This is a genomic window from Streptomyces sp. NPDC051020, from assembly GCF_040683105.1.
Classification (GTDB): Bacteria; Actinomycetota; Actinomycetes; order Streptomycetales; family Streptomycetaceae; genus Streptomyces.
In genome coordinates this window covers 48,117-67,425 of record NZ_JBFBCG010000015.1, presented here as the reverse complement: position 1 = coordinate 67,425, position 19,309 = coordinate 48,117, and the positions used below count along the sequence as shown (strand labels likewise).

The window sequence follows — 19,309 nt, the reverse complement described above, 5'->3', positions numbered from 1 at the left end:
TCGACAATCGCTGATCCGAGTCGGCACCCTACCCGGCAGTACGCCCGGCGGTCAGCCTCTTGCGACGCCACAACACGAGAGGCAGCGCTCCGGCTACACCGAGTGCTCCCGGCGCCAGCCCCATCGCGGCGTTCAGCCCCGGCTGGTCGAAGGTGCTCGGGACCGGCAGGGTCGCCCAGCGGTTGATCGGCCATGCCACCACGATGGCCCGGCCGACCACCTCGTCCGTGGAGACCGTGCCCATACCGGGCAGCTCCTGGTGGTAGCGGGAGTCCAGGGAGTTCTGACGGTGGTCACCCATCACCCAGATACGGCCCTCGGGCACCTTGATCGGACCGAACGGCTCGTCGTTGCACGGGGTGTTCCCCGGGTAGATGAACGACTGCTCGTCCAGCGCCTTGCCGTTGACCACGACCGGCCCGTTCTTCCTGCACTCCACCGTGTCGCCGCCGACCGCGATGACCCGCTTGATCAGGTCCTTCTCCTCGGCGGACGGCATCAGTCCGATGAAGCTGAGGAACTTCTGCGCAAGGTTGGGTTCCGGCGTCGACTCGCCGTCCACCAGCCAGCCGCCCGGGTCGTGAAAGACCACGACCTCGCCGCGCTGCGGCTCGGAGCCGAACCAGGGGGTCAGCTTGTCGACCAGCACCCGGTCGCCCCTCTGGAGCGTGTTCTGCATCGAGTCCGAGGGAATCGAGAACGCCTGCACCAGAAACGTCTTGATCAGCAGCGCCAGAACCAGCGCGATGCCGATGAGCAGGGGCAGCTCCTTCCAGAAGGAGCGTGGCTTCCCCGGAGCGCTGCCACCACCGTCCGGGGAATCGCCGTCACTCTCCGCCCGGCCCGGCGTCGCCTCGGCAGACCTTTCGCTCTCGGGCCGGTCCTCGGGTTCGTCGTGTCCGGATCGTGCGCCGACCGCCAAATCCCCCACATCCACTCCTCACTCCGTGCCACCGCCTGCCCCCTAGTCGGTGCAGGCCCACCACTCCCATAACGAGCGGGAGTTCCGCAGGGGTCGGGAGCCGGACCATTCCATTGAGGTCCTGGGACGACACACTATTCGACGGTACGTACGCCACCGACGTCCCGGCGCGCGCGTCCGGGACCGAAGCGAACGTCTCGGGCTCTTCCAGTCTCCGCCAGTGCCCGAAGGGCCAGGCGATGACGACAGCCCGCCCCACGACCTCGTCCTCGGAGACCGTGCCGTGATCCGGCTCGTCCAGGTGGAAGCGCGAATCGGCGGAATTGGAGCGGTGGTCGCCCATGACGAAGATTCGGCCGGCCGGAACCTTTACCTCGAATTTGAGCGTGGAGGGCGGATTGCCCGGATACAGATAGGGCTCGTCGAGCGGTACGCCGTTGACGGTGACCCTGCCGTCCTTGTCACAGCACTTCACGGTGTCACCGCCGACGGCGATGACCCGCTTGATCAGGTCCTGTTCGTCGTCGGACGGCAGCAGCCCGATGAAGGTCAGCACTTCCTTCACCTGCTTGACGACGACGGGGGGATCCTTCTTCGCGACGTTCTCCTGTCCCAGCCAGTTCCCCGGGTCCTTGAAGACGACCACGTCGCCGCGCTGGGGCCTGGATCCGAACCAGGGCGTCAGCTTGTCCACCAGCACCCGGTCGCCGATCCGGATCGTCTGCTCCATCGACCCGGACGGGATCACGAAGGCCTGCACCAGGAACGTCTTGAGGACGAGTGCGATGAGCAGCGCCACGGTGATGAGGAGGGGTATCTCCTTCACGGCGGACCTGCGCCGCCGCCGTTTGACCCGGCGTGCCAGCCTGCGCCGCTCCGCCCGGGTCGGCAGCGAGCGCGCGACCGTCGCCCTGGTGCCGGTCGGCAGCGGAACGTCGGCGTCGGACGCGCCGCTCGCCCGTCCGCGGTTACCCATGCGTCCCGCCGGGTAGCCGTACCGAGTCGAAGGCGCGGGTCTCCGGGATCGAGCCCAGCCGGCCCAGCGGCCAGCCGATCCAGTCCACCCGGCCGATGACCATGTCGACCGGCACCATGCCGCCGCCGGGCTCTCCGAGATGGTCACGGGAGTCGCGGGAGTTGCTCCGGTGGTCGCCCATCATCCACAGCCTGCCGTCGGGGACGACGATGTCGAAGGCCACGCGGGACGGGTCGTCGCCGGAATGGAGATACTCCTCGTCCACCGGCTGCCCGTTCACCTCGATCCTGCCCCGCTTGTCGCAGCAGACCACCCGGTCGCCCCCCACGCCCACCACCCGCTTCACGAAGTCGGTCTCGGCAGGTTCCGCCAGCCCCAGGGACGCTGCCGCGCCGTGCAGCAGCCCGGTGACGGGATTCTCGGCGGGTGCCACCTGGACGAAGGATCCGGTGCCGTCGAAGACCACCACGTCACCGCGGTGCGGTACGGAGCCGAAACGGTACGCCAGTTTGTTGACGAGCACCCGGTCCCCCACCCGCAGGGTGGACTCCATCGAGCCACTGGGGATCAGGAACGGCTGCAGCACATAGGTACTGAAGAGCAGCAGGAAGACCGAGCAGACGGCGCCGAGGAAGGCTGCGCGCCGCCACGAAAAGGAGGCGAACCGGTCCGCGATACGCAAAGAGCGCGACCTCCCCTCCGCCCCTGCTTCGGGTGCGGAAGAGCGGTCGCGCTCCGTGTGCTCTGCTTCCATGTCCATCGGGGCCAGAGCTTATCCGGCCGAACCGTGGAGCTGGGAGCTAGTGCCGTGACCGGCAATGTTTGCCCCGTGAGGAGCGTCGTCCGGCGCGTGCGCTCGCAAGGCGGCCGGAAGTCCTTGTAGCGGAGCTACCAGGGCTTTTGGCCAACGCGGCGAGCGGGCGTGCTGGGCGGCGCGACGGGGCAAAGCTTGCCGGGAGGGGCACTAGTGCCGTGACCGGCGGTGTTTGCGACGGGGCAAAACCTGCCGGAAGGGGCACTGGCTCAGTTGTCGCGCTTCTCCTTGATCTTCGCGGCCTTGCCGCGCAGCTCACGGAGGTAGTACAGCTTGGCGCGACGGACGTCACCGCGGGTGACGAGCTCGATCTTCTCGAAGATCGGGCTGTGCACCGGGAAGGTGCGCTCGACGCCGACGCTGAAGGAGACCTTGCGGACCGTGAAGGTCTCGCTGACGCCAGAGCCCTGGCGGCGGATGACTACGCCCTTGAACTGCTGGATACGGGAGCGGTTGCCCTCGATCACTCGCACGTGGACGTTGACGGTGTCACCGGGACGGAACGCCGGGATGTCCGTACGCAGGGAAGCGGCGTTGACGCCATCGAGCAGGGAAGCCATGTTGTCTGCTTTCTTCGCCGATGCCACAGGTCATCGACGGGAGATCGTAAGGAGATGGGGTGCTGATCGCGTCGGGCGGGCGTCGTTCCCCCTGTGGCAGGGGCGCACACCGGACGCACAGCAGCGGCTCATTCTTCCACGGCTTCGGGCCTGCGCCAAAATCGGCCACCGGGCTCCGGGGACCAGCCGAGGATGGAGAGGATCTCACGGTCCTTCTTGTCGAAGGCGCTTGCCTCGCAGCGCTCGATCAGATCGGGCCGGTTGAGCGCGGTGCGGCGGAACGCCTCGTCCCGCCGCCAGCGCGCGATCTTCCCGTGGTGACCGCTGAGCAGGACGTCCGGAATGCCCCGGCCGCGCCACTCGGGCGGCTTGGTGAAGACCGGGCCCTCCAGCAGATCGGCCATGGCGCCGGGGGCGAAGGAGTCGTCGCGGTGCGACTCGGCGTTGCCGAGCACGCCGGGCAGCAGCCGGGCCACCGCCTCCGTGATCACGAGCACGGCGGCTTCCCCGCCGGCCAGCACGTAGTCACCGATGGAGACCTCGACGACCGGTATCCGGGTGGCGTACTCGTCCATGACCCGACGGTCGATGCCCTCGTAGCGGGCCGGGGTGAAGATCAGCCACGGCCGCTCGGAGAGTTCCACGGCGAGCTTCTGGGTGAACGGGCGGCCGCTGGGCGTGGGCACCACGAGCACCGGGGAGTGCGCCCCCGCCTCGTACCCGTCCGCCAGGGTCTCGTCCAGGGCGTCGCCCCACGGACCGGTCTTCATGACCATGCCGGGACCGCCGCCGTACGGGGTGTCGTCGACCGTGTGGTGCCGGTCGTGCGTCCAGTCCCGCAGATCGTGCACGTGCACATCGAGGCGGCCGCGGGCGCGGGCCTTGCCGACGAGCGAGACGTTCAGCGGTTCCAGGTACTCGGGGAAGATCGTGACGACGTCGAGCCGCATCAGGCTTCGCTCTCCTGCTGGGCAGCCTCGTCGTCCCGCGCGGAGGCGACCACGGCCTGGCTGCCGTCGATCAGGCCGGGCGGCGGGGTGATGACCGCGCGCTGCTCCTCCAGATCGATCTCGGTGACGATCTCCTCGACGAACGGGATCATCACCTCGCTGCCGTCCGGGCGCTCCACGATGAAGAGGTCCTGGGACGGCAGGTGCGAGATCTCGGTGATCCGGCCGATCTCGGTGCCGTCGGCGAGGACCACATCGAGGTCGATGAGCTGGTGGTCGTAGAACTCCTCGGGGTCCTCCGGAAGTTCCGCCGGGTCGACATCGGCGATCAGCAGGGTGTTCCGGAGGGCCTCGGCCGCCGTACGGTCGCGCACGCCCTCGAAACGCAGCAGCAGCCTGCCGCTGTGCACCCGGCCGGTCTCGATCGTCAGCGGTCCGTTCGCGGCCGGGTCGGTGGTGAGTACGGCCCCGGGTCCGAGCCTGAGTTCCGGCTCGTCCGTGCGTACCTCGACGGTGACCTCGCCCTTGATGCCGTGGGCGCGGCCGATCCGCGCAACTACCAGCTGCACCTTGTGTCTCTCCTGTCATACGACGACGGGCCGGGGCGGGCGCATGGCCCTCCCCGGCCCGTGCCGGTGTTCAACTCTGTCAGCGAACCTGGTCCACGTCGACGAGGTCGACGCGGATGCCACGGCCGCCGATGGCGCCCACGACGGTTCGCAGTGCGCGTGCGGTGCGGCCGTTGCGGCCGATCACCTTGCCGAGGTCATCGGGGTGAACCCGGACCTCCAGCACACGACCACGGCGCAGGTTGCGCGAGGCGACCTGCACATCGTCGGGGTTGTCGACGATGCCCTTCACGAGGTGCTCGAGAGCCTCCTCGAGCATGCTCAGGCCTCGGTCGACTCGGCGGGCGCGGCAGCGTCAGCAGCCTCGTCAGCCTTCTTGTCGGACTTCTTTGCCTTCTGCGTGATGGCCTCGCCCTTGGACTCCTCGCCGGTGTCCTTGGCCAGGGCCTCGAACAGGGCGCGCTTGTCAGCCTTGGGCTCCGGCTGCAGCAGCGGCGCGGGGGCCGGGAGACCCTTGTGGGCCTGCCAGTCACCGGTGAGCTTCAGGATCGCGAGAACCGGCTCGGTCGGCTGGGCGCCGACAGACAGCCAGTACTGCGCACGCTCCGAGTTGACCTCGATGCGCGAGGGGTTCTGCACCGGGTGGTACAGACCGATCTCCTCGATGGCCCGGCCGTCACGGCGGGTACGGGAGTCGGCGACGACGATGCGGTAGTGAGGCGAACGGATCTTGCCCAGACGCTTCAGCTTGATCTTGACTGCCACGGGAGTGGTGTCTCCTGGTCTATGACGTGGTTGGGCACAACGAAGATGCCACGTGGGGTTGCGGTACTCGGGTGCCCGATGGACGCGTCAGCCGGAGGAGAGAGGGGTCCTGTGCGACTGTCGAGTACAGCTTGCCATTGTGCCACACCACGTCGGGTCACCCCACCGCGACCGCGGCTTCCGGGATACGGAACGGCTTCCCGCAGCCACCGCAGACGATCGGCGCCTGGGCGAGGACCGAGGGAACGACCCGGACGTTGCGTCCGCAGTCGCAGACGGCCTTGACCCGCACGCCTCCACCGGAGGAGCCGTGCCGGGCGGCGGGCCCGCGGAAGGAGCGCTTGGTGTCGGCGGCGGTGGCGACCGTGTGCGCCTTGAGGGCGCGCTGCAACCGCTCGATCGTCGGGCGGTACCTGCGCTTCGCCTCGGGATTGAGCGTGACCAGCGAGAAGCCACTGCTGGGGTGGGGCTCCTCGGCATGGTCGAGGCCCAACTCCTCGGCGATCGCGAGGAATCTGCGGTTGTGGTAGCGGCCGGCGCGGGAGGTGTCGCGGACACCTCGTGCGGCGGCGATTCCATGGACTGCCTCATGCAGCAGTCGCTCGAAGGAGAGCTCGGCGCCACAGGCGGACGAGGACTCTCCGATCAGGGACTCTGGCGCGGCAAGATCGGGCAGCTCGGGGTGGTACCGCTGAATGTCGGCCCACGCCTGTGCCAGCTCTGCGGCAAGTACAGGTGGTGTCGTGCTCACGTCGTGACAACGAGCGCGAGTGCCCCGGTGTTCCTATTCCGGGGCATCCCAAATAATTTGCACGTACCAGTCAGTTGCCGTTGATGCGCCCGGACGAGGGCGGGTGCGCAGATCTGTGGAGAACTCTCACAGCTCACACCAAGGCGGTACGTAGTGCCGGATACGCCCCGGTACGTAGACAATGCCTCCGCGCCGGGGTTCCGACGACTCCGGGAGCGCGCTAGGGGTCAGTAGGCGCGGGCCACGACGGCGACAGTACCCGGGGCGTCGTCCGACTCCGGCACCGACCCGTCCTCGGCCACCAGACACCGTACCGACACCCCGTGCTCCGCGAGCCGGGCCTCCCCCGCCGGGCCGAGGACGTCCCACGCGATACGCGCCCAGCCGCCCGCGACCGCCGCCTCCGCGGCCTCGTCGACGGTGGACACCTCGCTGGTGCGGGACTCGCGGCGGGCCCTGGACTCGCGCAACAGCGTCGCCTGGTCCTCCTCCAGGACCGCAGGGAGCAGGGTCGGCAGTGCCTTGATCGCGACGGGCTCCTTCCCACCGGGGATACGGCGGGCCAGCATCGCGGTGCCGTTCTCCAGGTCGCGCGGACCGATCTCGATCCGTACGGGCACACCCTTCAGCTCCCAGTCGACCGCGCGGCGGCCGAACGGGGTGTCGGTACGGTCGTCGATCTGGACCCTGATCCCGGCCTCCCGCAGCCGGTCGCCGATCTCGCGGACCGCGGTCAGCACCGCGTCGTCCTCCTTGATCGCGAGGACGACCGCCTGCACGGCGGCGAGCCGCGGCGGGACGCGGAGTCCCCGGTCGTCACCGTGGGACATGATCAGACCGCCGACCATCCGGGTCGAGGAGCCCCAGGAGGTCTGCCAGACCAGCTCCTGCCTGCCCTCCCGGGACAGGTACTCGGTGTGGAACGCCTTGGCGAAGTTGGTGCCGAGCTCATGGCTCGTACCCATCTGCAGGGCCTTGCCGTCGCCCATCATCGATTCGAGCGTGAGGGTGTTGATGGCGCCCGCGAACCGTTCGCTCGGGGGCTTGCGGCCGAGCACCACATCGATGCCGAGGACCTGGGTCATGAAGTCCGCGTAGACGTCCCGGTGGATGTACGCGGCGTAGTCGCGGGCGTCCTCGTAGGTCGCGTGGGCCGTGTGGCCCTCCTGCCAGAGGAATTCGGTCGTACGGAGAAAGACCCGCGGGCGCATCTCCCAGCGGACGACGTTCGCCCACTGGTTGATCAACAGGGGCAGATCCCGGTAGCTCTGCACCCATTTCGAGAAGTACTCGTTGATGATCGTTTCGGACGTCGGCCGCACCACCACGGGCTCTTCGAGGTCCTTCCCGCCGCCGTGGGTGACGATGGCCAGCTCGGGTTCGAAGCCCTCGACGTGCTCGGCCTCGCGTGTCAGGTAAGACTGGGGGATGAAGAGCGGGAAGTAGGCGTTCTGGGCGCCCGCGTGCTTGATACGGATATCCAGCTCCTGCTGCATCCGCTCCCACAGGCCGTATCCGTACGGTCGGATGACCATGGTGCCGCGCACCGGGCCGTTGTCCGCGAGTTCGGCTTTGTTGATCAGATCCTGGTACCAGCGGGGAAAGTCCTCGGCCTGGGGTGTGAGAACGGGTGCCTTTGCCATGGCGCGCATCGTACGGCGACATCGCCTTTCCCACGGAGTGACGGGACCGGTCACGGCCGACTGTCTGCGGGGGCGCACCACCGAGGCGCACAACCATTGCCCTCCGCCCTCTGGACGCGGCCGCGGATGCGCAGTTCTCTGACATACGGGGGGAGTGGGGGCACGCACACACGGGGGCCGTCCATCACTCGGGAACGACCTACCTCTCGGCGGATTGGGGCGCTTTCCATGACACCAACGCTCGTCCGGCACCACGGGCAGACGGATCCGTCCGCCCCGGTGGACCCCGCAACCCGTGCTCGTGACTGGGCCGAGATCCAGGAGCGGATGCTCGCGCCGCTGTACCAAGCGGTGTACGACCGGCTCGAAGTCGGAGCCGGTACACGGATGCTCTCCCTCGGCTGCGGCTCCGGGCTCGCGCTGCTGATCGCGGCCGCCCGCGGGGCTCGCGTCACCGGCGTCGACACCGACCGTGAACGCCTTGACCTGGCCCGCGAACGGCTCCTGCCAGAAGCGGCGTGGGACGGCGGTCCCGATCCGGCCCCGGCCCGGCTGCCCCAGCTCTTCGCCGGCGATCCGTCCGCCGCCGCACCGGCCGACGGTGTCCCGTACAACCTGCTCACCGCGTTCACCCCGATCGGCTGCTCGGCGGGCGACTCCGAAGGGCTGCTGCCCGCCCTGGAGTCCGCCCTGCCGCTGCTCGCCCGGGGCAGTTCGGTGGTGCTGGCCGGCTGGGGTCCCCCCGAGCGGTGCGCGACCGCGGCGGTGCTCCGGGTGGCGGCCCGGCTCACCGACGGGGCGCGGGCGCCCCGCGCGGGCGGCTGGCGCCCGGCGCGCAGGGACGATCTCGAGGACGTGGCGTTCCGGGCCGGACTGAATCCGAACGGCTCGGGGCGGGTGGCGTGCCCGTTCGGCTACGCGGACCTGGACAGCGCGGTGCGCGGGCTGCTGTCGACACGGCTGTTCGATGCGGCGGTGCGGGCGACGGACCGCTCCCAGGTGGAGAAGGAAGTCGCGGAGGCACTGCACCCGCACCGGCGCCAGGACGGCACGGTGTGGATGCCGAATGTGTTCCGCTATCTCGTCTGCACCTCCTGAAGCAGGTGCCAACGCGACGGGGCGGTCCTACTTGGCCAGGCGCGGGACACCGGCTGCCCGGTAGGCCGCCTCCTCGTCCAACGTCTCGTTCTGCAGCAGCGCCGACGCCAGCGCGTCCAGCTTCTCCCGGTGCTCGCGCAGCAGCCGCTGCGCCTCGATGTAGCACTCGTCGACGATCCGCCGCATCTCGTCGTCCACGGCGTCCAGCGTGGCCGGCGCCGCCGAGAGTCCGTACGCCTGCTGGACGTCTCCGGGGATCGCCGTCAGCCTGCCGACCTTGCTGCTCATCCCCCAGCGTCCGACCATTCCGCGCGCCAGACTGGTGACCTGTTCCAGGTCGCTCTCCGAGCCCGTGGTGACCACTCCGTAGACCACCTGTTCCGCGGCCATGCCGCCGAGGGCGCCGATGATGCGGCCGCGCAGATACGGTTCGGTGTACGCGTACCTGTCGGCGTCCGGCGTCGAGAGAGTGACGCCGAGGGCCCGGCCGCGCGGCACGATGGTCACCTTGCGCACAGGGTCGGCGCCCGGCTGGACCATGCCGAGCAGAGCGTGGCCGCTCTCGTGGTACGCCGTCCTGCGCCGCTCCTCCACCGGCATGACGAGCGGTCGTTCGGCTCCGAGCTGGACCTTCTCCAGGGCGTCCGACAGGTCGGTCTGGCTGACCTCGGACTGCTTGCGCTTGACGGCGAGAAGCGCGGCTTCGTTGGCGAGGTTGGCGAGGTCGGCACCGGTCATGCCGGGGGTGGTCCGCGCCACCTGGGCGAGACTCACGTCGTCGGAGAGCGGGATCTGCCGGGTGTGGATCTTCAGGATGGCCTCCCGGCCGCTCCGGTCGGGAGGACTCACCTGGACGATCCGGTCGAAGCGGCCGGGCCGGGTGAGGGCGGGGTCGAGGACGTCGGCGCGGTTGGTCGCGGCGAGGACGACGACGCCTTCCGATCCGGAGAAGCCGTCCATCTCGGTGAGGATCTGGTTCAGCGTCTGTTCGCGCTCGTCATGACCGCCCATGCCGGAGCCGCCGGCGCGGGCCCGGCCGATGGTGTCGATCTCGTCGATGAAGACGATGGCGGGGGCGACCTTGCGGGCCTCGGCGAACAGTTCCCGTACCCGGCCGGCGCCGACGCCGACGATCATCTCGATGAACTCGGAGGCGGAGGCGGAGAAGAACGCCACGCCCGCCTCGCCGGCGACGGCCCGCGCCAGGAGGGTCTTGCCGGTGCCGGGCGGACCCGCGAGCAGCACTCCCCCAGGCATCCGGGCGCCCATCCGCCGGTACTGCTGCGGGTTCTTCAGGAAGTCGACGACGTCGCTGAGTTCGCCCTCGACCTCATCGATGCCGGCCACATCCTCGAAGGTGGTGCGCTTGCCCGCCTCCAGTTCGACCGGTTTGGGCGGGGCCTTGCGGCCGAAGCCGCCCATCCCGCCACCCATGCCGCGGGACATCCGCCGGGCGATGAGCACCCAGAGCAGGACGAGCACCAGCATCGGCGCCAGCGAGATCAGCAGGTTGGCGAGGAAACTGCGTTCCTTGACGACCGGCTCGGCGGTGACGGTGACGTCCTCCTTGACCAGCTCGGCCCAGAGGTTGTCGGCGGCGAACGCGGGTCGCTGGGTGACGAATTTCGAGTACGTCCGGTCGGTGCCGGGGACCTTCGCCTCCTTCCTGAGCTGCCCCTGGATGGAATCGCCCTTGGAGTAGATCTTGGAGACGTTGCCCGCCGTGACCTGCTTGCTGAACTCCGTGTACGCGATGGTCGGCTCGTTCGTGCCGTTGAAGAAGGACAGCACCAGGTTGGCGATCAGATAGACGGCCAGCGCGGTCAGCAGCAGTCGGCCCCAGCCGCCCGGCATCTTCCGGCCCTGCGGCGCGGGCGGTGGGGCACCTTCGGACCGCCACGGCTGGTCGGTCCGATCGCGTGGCGGTACGGGATTGGTCACGCGCGCTCCTCTGCCGACAGCCGTTGAGCTGACATTAAAGGAGAAATACGATCAAAGCCCTCGGAGAAGCTGTCCACTGGGCCCGTGGAGGGATGCCGACGCGATCCGGGCGCGCAGCCGGGTGACACCGGTAAGGGGCACCCGCCCATGGCGAATGCCCCTGAGAGGCCGCTCACATAGGTGGGGCGGCGTCGCGTGCCTCTTATCCGTGTGCCCCTGAGAGCGTCGGGTGTCAGCCCGTGAACTTCTTGAACGCGTCGGGAAGCTCGAACTTCTGGTCCTCCTGCGCCGGAAGACCGAACGCGCCACCCTGCGCCGCCGCCTGCTCGCGACGGGCGGCCGCGGCCTGCTCCTCGGCCTTCCGCTTCATCGGGTTGCCGCTCTTGCGCTTGCCCTTGGCCTGCTTGACCTGCTTCTTCTGCCGGCCCGCGCCGCCACCCATGCCGGGCATCCCCGGCATGCCGGGCATGCCGCCGCCCTGCGCCATCTTCGACATCATCTTGCGCGCCTCGAAGAACCGCTCCACCAGGTTCTTCACGGCGGACACCTCGACACCGGAGCCCTTGGCGATACGGGCCCGGCGCGAGCCGTTGATGATCGTCGGTTCCTGGCGCTCGTGCGGCGTCATCGACTTGATGATCGCGGCGGTACGGTCCACGTCGCGCTCGTCGATGTTGTTGATCTGGTCCTTGATCTGCCCCATGCCGGGCAGCATGCCGAGCAGCTTGGAGATGGAGCCCATCTTCCTGACCTGCTCCATCTGGGCCAGGAAGTCGTCGAGCGTGAAGTCCTTGCCCTTGCTGGACGCCAGCTTGGAGGCCATTTTGGCGGCCTCTTCCTGGCTGAAGGTCTTCTCCGCCTGCTCGATCAGGGTGAGCAGGTCACCCATGTCGAGGATGCGGGACGCCATGCGGTCGGGGTGGAAGGCGTCGAAGTCCTCGAGCTTCTCACCGTTCGACGCGAACATGATCTGCTTGCCCGTGACGTGGGCGATCGACAGGGCCGCACCACCGCGAGCGTCACCGTCGAGCTTGGAGAGCACCACGCCGTCGAAGCCGACGCCGTCGCGGAAGGCCTCGGCGGTGTTGACCGCGTCCTGGCCGATCATCGCGTCGACGACGAAGAGGATCTCGTCGGGGCTGACGGCATCGCGGATGTCCGCGGCCTGCTGCATCAGCTCCTCGTCGATACCGAGGCGGCCGGCGGTGTCGACGACGACCACGTCGTACTGCTTGGAGCGGGCGTGCTCGATGGAGTCCTTGGCGACCTGGACGGGGTCACCGACGCCGTTGCCCGGCTGCGGGGCATAGACCGCCACGCCTGCGCGGTCGGCGACGACGCTCAGCTGGTTGACGGCGTTGGGGCGCTGGAGGTCACAGGCGACGAGCAGCGGGGAGTGGCCCTGGCCCTTGAGCCAGAGGCCGAGCTTTCCGGCGAGGGTGGTCTTACCGGCACCCTGCAGACCCGCGAGCATGATCACGGTGGGCGGGTTCTTGGCGAACCGCAGCCGCCGGGTCTCGCCACCGAGGATGCCGACAAGCTCCTCGTTGACGATCTTGACGACCTGCTGGGCGGGGTTCAGCGCCTGGGAGACCTCGACGCCGCGCGCCCGCTCCTTGACGTTGGCGATGAAAGCGCGCACGACGGGCAGCGCGACATCCGCCTCGAGCAGGGCGATACGGATCTCGCGGGCCGTGGCGTCGATGTCCGCCTCGGACAAGCGGCCCTTGCCCCTGAGGTTCTTGAAAGTCGCGCTAAGGCGGTCGGAGAGAGTATCGAACACGGCGCTCGTCGGTCCTCGGGGTCGGGGTCGGGTGCAGGTCAGTCGTCCCCCAGGGTATCCGGACGCCGGGAAACGCAAAGCCCTTGCCCGGTTCTCGTGACGGACGAGGGCCCTTCCGCGGAGCGCTCGGGAGTCAGCCCAGGGCCCGCTCGACCTCTCGGGCCAGCTCTGTTGCGCGCGCGTCGGACAGCGGCTCCCCGTCCGTCCCTGTGACGTAGAAGGCATCCACCGCGTTGGCGCCGAGCGTCGACACGTGGGCGCTGCGCACCCGCACCGCGCTCTGTTCCAGCGCCCGCCCGATCCGGTGCAGCAGCCCGGGGGCGTCCTGGGCGCGTACCTCGATCACGGTCGCCAGCCGAGAGCCCGCCGCCGCGACCGTCACCCGCGGTGGTGGTGCCTTCACCCCGCGGCGCCGCGGGTAGGCGGCTTCGCGTTCGGCGAGGCGGGCGCGGATGTCGAGGGAACCGTCCAGGGCGCGTACGAGATCGGCGCGGAGCCGGGCTGCCTGCGGCAGGGAGCCGTACTCCGCCGCCACTCGCCAGCTGAGCACCAGCACGTCGGCGCACTCGCCGAGCTCGGTAGGGAGTTCGACGGCGCGCAGGTCGGCCGCGCGGACGGTCAGACGGTGCAGGGCGAGGACTCCGGCGGCGGCGGGCAGGACGCCCGGGCGGTCGGGAAGGGCGATGAGGAGTTCGACGCCGATGGGTTCCGGTTCGCCGTCCTCGGACGGGGTCTCGGCCTGGGTGTGCAGGGCGAGGACGGGTTCGCCGGTGCGCAGCGCTTCCATGGCGAGCCGTTCCTGTTCGGCACTGGGTGCGGCGGGTTCCGGATCGGCGGTTGCCTCGCCGGCGAGGACCGCGGCGACACGTGTGACGAGGTCGGCGACAAGGGAGGCGCGCCAGGTGGACCAGGCGGCGGGCCCGGTGGCGAGCGCGTCGGCCTCGGTGAGGGCGTGCAGGAGTTCCAGCGTGGACGCGCTGCCGACGGCGGTGGCGACGGAGCGGACGGTGGCCGGGTCGTCGAGGTCGCGGCGGGTGGCGGTCTCGACGAGCAGCAGATGATGGCGTACGAGGGTGGCGACGACGCCCACGTCGTGCTGGTCGAAGCCGATCCGGGTGGCGACGTCGCGGGCGATGACCTCCCCGGCGGCGGAGTGGTCGCCCGGCCAGCCCTTGCCGATGTCGTGGAGCAGGGCGGCGACGAGCAGGAGGTCGGGGCGGCCGACGCGGCGGGTGAGCGAGGAGGCGCGGACGGCCGCTTCGACGAGGTGACGGTCGACGGTCCAGGTGTGGACGGGGTTGCGCTGCGGGCGGCAGTGGACGCGTTCCCAGTCGGGCAGCAGCCGGGTGATCAGCCCTTCCGCTTCGAGGGCCTCCCAGACGGGGATGGTGGCCTCGCCCGCGCCGAGCAGGGTGACGAGTTCCTCACGGGCCTCGGCGGGCCAGGGCACGGGCAGCGGGCGGGCGGCGACGGCGAGGCGGCGCACGACGTGGCGGGAGATCGGCAGTTCGGACTGGGCGGCTGCGGCGGCGGCGCGCAGGACCAGCACGGCGTCGCGTTCGGGGCGGGCGGTGCGGGCGAGGACGACCTCGCCGTCGGCCTCGACGACGCCTTCGGCGAGTGGGGTGCGTTCGGTGGCGGCGGTCCTGCCGCCCAGCATGGCGCGCAGCCGGGGGCGTACGGACCGGGCGCGCAGGACGCGGTTGACCTCGCGCCAGGTGACGTCGGTGGCGTACGAGACGGTGCGCGCGGCCTCGTACACCTGGCGCAGCAGTGCGTCGGCGTCGAGGAGGCCGAGGGCGGTGGCGACCTGGTCCTGTTCCTGGAGGGCGAGGCGGTCGGTGGCGCGGCCCGTGGTCAGGTGCAGGGCGTCGCGGGCGTCGAGGAGGATGCGGCGGGCCTCGGTGAGGCCTTCGCGGGGGGCGTCGGCGACCCAGGAGGCGGCAACCGCGCGCAGGGCGGTGGCGTCGCGCAGGCCGCCGCGGGCCTCTTTCAGGTCGGGTTCGAGGAGGAACTGGAGCTCGCCCTGGCGCTCGGCGCGTTCGCGGCAGAGTTCGTCGAGGGCGGGAAGCCGTTTGGGAGCCTGGTTCCGCCAGTCGGCGAGGACTGCGGTGCGCATCGCGGCGACCAGGCCGAGGTCTCCGGCGACGGGCCGGGCGTCGAGCAGTCCGAGCTGCACCTTGAGGTCGTCGGCGGCCGTCTTCCGGGCTTCGCCGGGGGTCCGTACGGAGTGGTCGAGGGCGAGGCCGAGGTCCCAGACGGGGTACCAGATGCGGTCGGCGAGGGAGGCGATGGCTCCGGCGTCGGCTCTGCCGTCGTGCAGGAGCACGAGGTCGAGGTCGCTGCGCGGGGAGAGTTCGCCGCGGCCGTAGCCGCCGACGGCGACAAGGGCGGCGCCGCGGACGCCGGTCTGTTCGGTGGCGGTGGCGAACAGGGCGGTCAGCCAGTCGTCGGTGAGTGAGGCGAGGGCCGCACGGCGTGGCGGCCCGGACCGCGCCTTCTCCTGGAGGAGGCGCAGTCGGGCCGCCGCGTAGCCGCTGGGTCCCGAGTCTTCGGATTCGGTGGTCACTTCGGTGCTCGTCACCCAGCTGCCTTTCCGTGTGCGAGGCCGTCGGTCAGAGTGCGTCCGGGCCGCGTTCGCCGGTGCGGACCCGTACGGCTGTCTCGACGGGAACGCTCCAGACCTTGCCGTCTCCGATCTTGCCGGTTCGGGCGGCCTCGACCACGACGTCGATGAGCTGTTCGGCGTCCTCGTCCTCGACGAGGACCTCGATACGGATCTTGGGGACGAGGTCGACGGTGTACTCGGCGCCCCGGTAGACCTCGGTGTGGCCGCGCTGGCGCCCGTATCCGCTGGCCTCCGTGACCGTGAGGCCCTGGATGCCGAAGGACTGGAGGGCCTCCTTGATCTCGTCGAGCCGGTGCGGCTTCACGACTGCCGTGATGAGCTTCATGCGTCCACCTTCTTGGTCTGCGCTGCTGCCGTGCTCTCCGGTGCCGGTGTGGAGGCCGTACGCGGGGCCGCACCGCCACCGGCGCCGCTGAAGTCGTACGCGGTCTCGGCGTGTTCGATCTGGTCGATGCCGGAGATCTCGCTGTCCTCGTCGACCCGCATGCCGATCGTCCGGTCGAGGAGGAGGGCGAGGACCGCGGAGACGACCAGAGAGTACGCGAGGACCGCGAAGACTCCGACGGCCTGCTTGCCGAGCTGGTCGAGGCCACCGCCGTAGAAGAGGCCCTTGGCGTCGGACTGGACACCGCCGGTGGCGAAGAAGCCGATGAGGAGCGAGCCCGCGACACCGCCGACGAGGTGGACGCCGACGACGTCCAGGGAGTCGTCGTAGCCGAACTTGTACTTGAGGCCGACCGCCATGGCGCAGAGGACACCGGCGATCGCACCGACGGCGATGGCGCCGAGCGGGCTGACCGCACCGCCGGACGGGGTGATGGCGACGAGTCCGGCGACCGCGCCGGAGGCGGCACCGAGGGTGGTGAAGGAGCCGTGGCGGATCTTCTCGTAGCCGAGCCAGGCGAGCATCGCGGCGGCCGTGGCGACCTGCGTGTTGAGGAACATGACCGCGCCGACGCCGTCGTCGTTGCCGAGCCACGAGCCGGCGTTGAAGCCGAACCAGCCGAACCACAGCAGACCGGCGCCGAGCATGACGAGCGGCAGGCTGTGCGGCCGCATCGGGTCCTTCTTGAAGCCGACGCGCTTGCCGATGACGAGGATCACGCCGAGGGCTGCCGCACCGGCGTTGATGTGGACGGCCGTACCACCGGCGAAGTCGATGACGCCGAACTCGAAGAGCCAGCCGCCCGCGCCCCACACCCAGTGCGCGACCGGGAAGTAGACGACGGTCACCCACAGGGCGACGAACAGCGACCAGGAGGTGAACTTGACGCGGTCGGCGAGAGCGCCGCTGATCAGGGCCGGGGTGATGACGGCGAACATCAGCTGGAAGACGGCGAACGCATAGACCGGAATGGTGTGGCCGTCCCAGAGCTGTGTGATGCCGATCCCGCTCAGGCCGGCGAAGTCCGAGCTCCAGCCGATGAACGAGCCGTTGTCGGTACCGAAGGCGAGGCTGAATCCGTAGAGCACCCACAGGATCGTCACGATCCCGAGGCTGATGAAGCTCATCATCAGCATGTTGAGGGTGCTCTTGACGCGGACCATGCCTCCGTAGAAGAAGGCGAGGGCCGGGGTCATGATCATCACCAGAGCCGAGCAGATGAGCATGAACCCGGTGTTGGCGGCAGACAGCGTCGGGGCGTCTGCGGCAAGCGTCGTGATGCCTGGAGGCATCGGCGTCTCCTCGTCGTCGGTGCGGCCGCGTGGGGCGAAACCTGCGGGACCACGTGCGGGACCACTGTGGAAAAGGTGCCGGTCGGTCTTATGCGCCATGAGATTCGCCCAGCGCGGTTTCCGCCGATGCCGCACGGTGTTTCGCCGCAGTGACGAAGGGGTGGGGCGTGTTACGTCCTCATGAACCGCACGTGGCGTATCCGGGGCCGGACCTACCCTGCGGCCGTGGCCGCATACGGTGCGGTGACAACTCTGAAGTACGGGAACGGGAACGCGAACCGGCCACGCCGATCACCCGCTGACCTGGCAAGGGGGAGCCGAAGTCGGTCTGTGCGGGGTGGTCGGCGTGGCCGGAGTAAGGGGTGCCCGGTCAGACCGCTTCGGCGGTCTCGGGCAGCTGCTCGGTGAGGACATCGGTGAGCTGGGCGACCGCGGGAATGTCGCCGAAGTCCCTGGCGGCGGTGTCGACGGTCTTGCGCAGCCGCGTGCTGACGCGCTCGGAGCGGACCTTCTTGGCGACCCGCAGGGCCCGCTCGGCAAGCACCGTGGACTGTTCGGGTTCGCGCTTGAGGAGATGGACGGTGGCGAGGCCGATCAGGTTCAGCGCGTACGACCGCTGGTGCTCGTCGTCCTCGCCGAAGCGATCGACGGCCTTCTTCATGATCGGCTCGGCGAGCGAGGCGTACGTGGGGCTGCGGCCGGCCACATAGGCCAGGTCACGGTACGAGTGGGAGTTCTCGCCGTTGAGTTCGGCCTCGGAGAAGAAGCGGATCCAGTCGGGTTCCGGCTCGCCGTCGATCCCGGCGTCGAGGAACGTGTCCTCGGCCATTCGGACGGCTCGCTTGCATTTACTGGGCTGGCCCATGTTGGCGTATGCGCGGGCCTCCATCGCATACAGCATGGCCTGGGTGCGCGGGGTGGCGCAGTCCCGGCTGCCGTACTGGGCGAGATGGATGAGTTCGAGGGCGTCGTCGGGCCGTCCGAGGTGGATCATCTGGCGGCTCATGCTGGACAGGACATAACTGCCCAGCGGCTTGTCGCCGGCCTCCTTCGCGGCGTGCAGCGCGAGGACGAAGTACTTCTGGGCCGTGGGCTGGAGACCGACGTCGTAACTCATCCAGCCCGCCAGCTCGGCGAGTTCGGCCGCACACCGGAAGAGCCGCTTGGCGGTGGCCGCGGGCTGCGGTTCCTGCAACAGGTCGGTGACCTCGTGCAGCTGCCCCACGACGGCCTTGCGTCGCAGTCCGCCGCCGCACTGCGCGTCCCACCGGCGGAACATCACGGTGGTGGATTCCAGCAGGTCGAGCTCGGGGCCGGAGAGCCGGGAGGGGCGCCGGGCGGCGGCCGGCAACTCGGGCTCCGCGGGTGCCGCTGCGGCGACCGGCACCAGCCAGCGCTGCATGGGTTCGACGAGGGTCGGGCCCGCGGCAAGGGTGAGCGAGGTGCCGAGGAAGCCGCGGCGGGCGAGCATCAGGTCACTGCGGGAGAACTCGCTGAGCAGGGCGATGGTCTGCGGGCCCGCCCAGGGCAGGTCGACGCCGGACACCGACGGTGACTGATGGGCGGAGCGCAGCCCGATGTCCTCTACGGCGACGACAGTGCCGAAGCGCTCGGAGAAGAGCTCGGAGAGGATGCGCGGGATCGGTTCGCGCGGCTGCTCGCCGTCGAGCCAGCGCCGCACCCGGGAGGTGTCGGTGCTGATGTGGTGGGCGCCCATTTGGCGCGCCCTGCGGTTCACCTGCCGTGCCAGCTCGCCCTTCGACCAGCCGCTGCGCACGAACCATGATCCCAATTGCCCGTTCGGGCGCTTACCGGCATTCGAATCGCCTGCGCCGCTGCCACTCACTGGAACGCCCCCATCCCGCTGAATACTGTCGCGCGAACCACTCATCAGAATCCCGTGAGCCGAAGCCGTCCGTACGGAGGTTGTGCACCATCGAACAGGAAATCGGGTTGCCTCCGGCATACCCACAGGCGCACATACCTCCTCCTTCCATGGTTCGTGTACCGACGGTAATCCTACGATCACCGACCCGCGACGGCATTCACAGAAACGCCACCATTCGCCACCCCTTCGAATGAACGCGCCTGCCGCCCGGCGCGATTCACTTGACAGACGACGATCAGCAGCCGACGCAGTGATGCGCGCAGGGGCGCGTGGCTCGTGTGGCACGACCCCGGGCACCATCCGGGCGCTGCCGGATCGGCGGGGCGACGGAGTGTCACAACGA

Annotated in this window: 17 protein-coding genes; 1 reads left to right on the top strand and 16 read right to left on the bottom strand. The window is 69.6% G+C overall.

Annotated elements, in window-relative coordinates; genetic code table 11:
- Window positions 1–28 precede the first annotated feature (28 nt).
- The 10 genes from lepB (AB0N06_RS11195) to proS all read right to left on the bottom strand — a co-directional run bounded on the left by lepB (AB0N06_RS11195) (window position 29) and on the right by proS (window position 7,950).
- Window positions 29–922, bottom strand: a complete 894-nt coding sequence (gene lepB / locus AB0N06_RS11195) for a signal peptidase I (RefSeq protein WP_366134447.1) — start codon at window positions 920–922, stop codon at window positions 29–31.
- The gene (gene lepB / locus AB0N06_RS11190; protein ID WP_366134410.1) at window positions 828–1,898 is read right to left on the bottom strand and encodes a signal peptidase I; all 1,071 of its coding nucleotides are present in this window, start codon (window positions 1,896–1,898) and stop codon (window positions 828–830) included. The genes lepB (AB0N06_RS11195) and lepB (AB0N06_RS11190) overlap by 95 nt, the downstream gene beginning before the upstream one ends.
- Window positions 1,891–2,658: a signal peptidase I gene (gene lepB / locus AB0N06_RS11185; protein WP_366134409.1), complete on the bottom strand. Its 768-nt coding sequence runs from the start codon at window positions 2,656–2,658 to the stop codon at window positions 1,891–1,893. Before lepB (AB0N06_RS11185) ends, lepB (AB0N06_RS11190) begins: the two co-directional genes overlap by 8 nt.
- Before the next feature lie 263 nt (window positions 2,659–2,921).
- Window positions 2,922–3,272 (bottom strand): 50S ribosomal protein L19, encoded by a 351-nt coding sequence (gene rplS / locus AB0N06_RS11180; RefSeq protein WP_366134408.1) that lies wholly within the window; start codon window positions 3,270–3,272, stop codon window positions 2,922–2,924.
- A 128-nt stretch (window positions 3,273–3,400) separates the two neighbouring features.
- Window positions 3,401–4,222, bottom strand: a complete 822-nt coding sequence (gene trmD, locus AB0N06_RS11175; RefSeq protein WP_366134407.1) for a tRNA (guanosine(37)-N1)-methyltransferase TrmD — start codon at window positions 4,220–4,222, stop codon at window positions 3,401–3,403.
- Window positions 4,222–4,791 carry a ribosome maturation factor RimM gene (rimM, locus tag AB0N06_RS11170; RefSeq protein ID WP_366134406.1) on the bottom strand — a complete coding sequence of 190 codons (570 nt, stop codon included), beginning with the start codon at window positions 4,789–4,791 and terminating at the stop codon, window positions 4,222–4,224. Before rimM ends, trmD begins: the two co-directional genes overlap by 1 nt.
- 79 nt (window positions 4,792–4,870) lie before the next feature.
- Window positions 4,871–5,110 (bottom strand): RNA-binding protein, encoded by a 240-nt coding sequence (locus tag AB0N06_RS11165; RefSeq protein WP_005311361.1) that lies wholly within the window; start codon window positions 5,108–5,110, stop codon window positions 4,871–4,873.
- Window positions 5,111–5,112: 2 nt separating this feature from the next.
- On the bottom strand, window positions 5,113–5,556 hold the full coding sequence (gene rpsP / locus AB0N06_RS11160; RefSeq protein ID WP_037689851.1) for a 30S ribosomal protein S16: 444 nt from the start codon (window positions 5,554–5,556) through the stop codon (window positions 5,113–5,115).
- Between the two features lie 157 nt (window positions 5,557–5,713).
- A complete protein-coding gene (locus AB0N06_RS11155; protein ID WP_030928573.1) occupies window positions 5,714–6,307 on the bottom strand; it encodes a hypothetical protein in 594 nt (197 codons plus the stop codon).
- Between the two features lie 227 nt (window positions 6,308–6,534).
- The gene (gene proS / locus AB0N06_RS11150; RefSeq protein ID WP_366134405.1) at window positions 6,535–7,950 is read right to left on the bottom strand and encodes a proline--tRNA ligase; all 1,416 of its coding nucleotides are present in this window, start codon (window positions 7,948–7,950) and stop codon (window positions 6,535–6,537) included.
- Between the two features lie 228 nt (window positions 7,951–8,178).
- On the opposite strand from proS, the gene AB0N06_RS11145 reads away from it, so the two are divergent.
- Window positions 8,179–9,048, top strand: coding sequence for a methyltransferase domain-containing protein (locus AB0N06_RS11145; RefSeq protein WP_366134404.1), 870 nt, complete (start codon window positions 8,179–8,181; stop codon window positions 9,046–9,048).
- A 27-nt stretch (window positions 9,049–9,075) separates the two neighbouring features.
- Here the strand turns inward: AB0N06_RS11145 and ftsH are convergent, their stop codons facing one another.
- The 6 genes from ftsH to AB0N06_RS11115 form a co-directional block, all read right to left on the bottom strand.
- Entirely contained in the window at window positions 9,076–10,989 is a 1,914-nt protein-coding gene (ftsH, locus tag AB0N06_RS11140) for an ATP-dependent zinc metalloprotease FtsH (protein ID WP_366134403.1), read from the bottom strand.
- 232 nt (window positions 10,990–11,221) lie between these two features.
- Window positions 11,222–12,772, bottom strand: a complete 1,551-nt coding sequence (gene ffh, locus AB0N06_RS11135) for a signal recognition particle protein (RefSeq protein WP_366134402.1) — start codon at window positions 12,770–12,772, stop codon at window positions 11,222–11,224.
- A gap of 133 nt (window positions 12,773–12,905) precedes the next feature.
- On the bottom strand, window positions 12,906–15,356 hold the full coding sequence (locus AB0N06_RS11130; RefSeq protein WP_366134401.1) for a [protein-PII] uridylyltransferase: 2,451 nt from the start codon (window positions 15,354–15,356) through the stop codon (window positions 12,906–12,908).
- Window positions 15,357–15,387: 31 nt separating this feature from the next.
- Complete coding sequence (locus AB0N06_RS11125; RefSeq protein ID WP_366134400.1) at window positions 15,388–15,726, bottom strand: P-II family nitrogen regulator; 339 nt, start codon at window positions 15,724–15,726, stop codon at window positions 15,388–15,390.
- Entirely contained in the window at window positions 15,723–17,078 is a 1,356-nt protein-coding gene (locus AB0N06_RS11120; RefSeq protein ID WP_366134399.1) for an ammonium transporter, read from the bottom strand. Before AB0N06_RS11120 ends, AB0N06_RS11125 begins: the two co-directional genes overlap by 4 nt.
- Window positions 17,079–17,448: 370 nt before the next feature.
- Entirely contained in the window at window positions 17,449–18,924 is a 1,476-nt protein-coding gene (locus tag AB0N06_RS11115) for a hypothetical protein (protein ID WP_366134398.1), read from the bottom strand.
- Window positions 18,925–19,309: the final 385 nt, after the last annotated feature.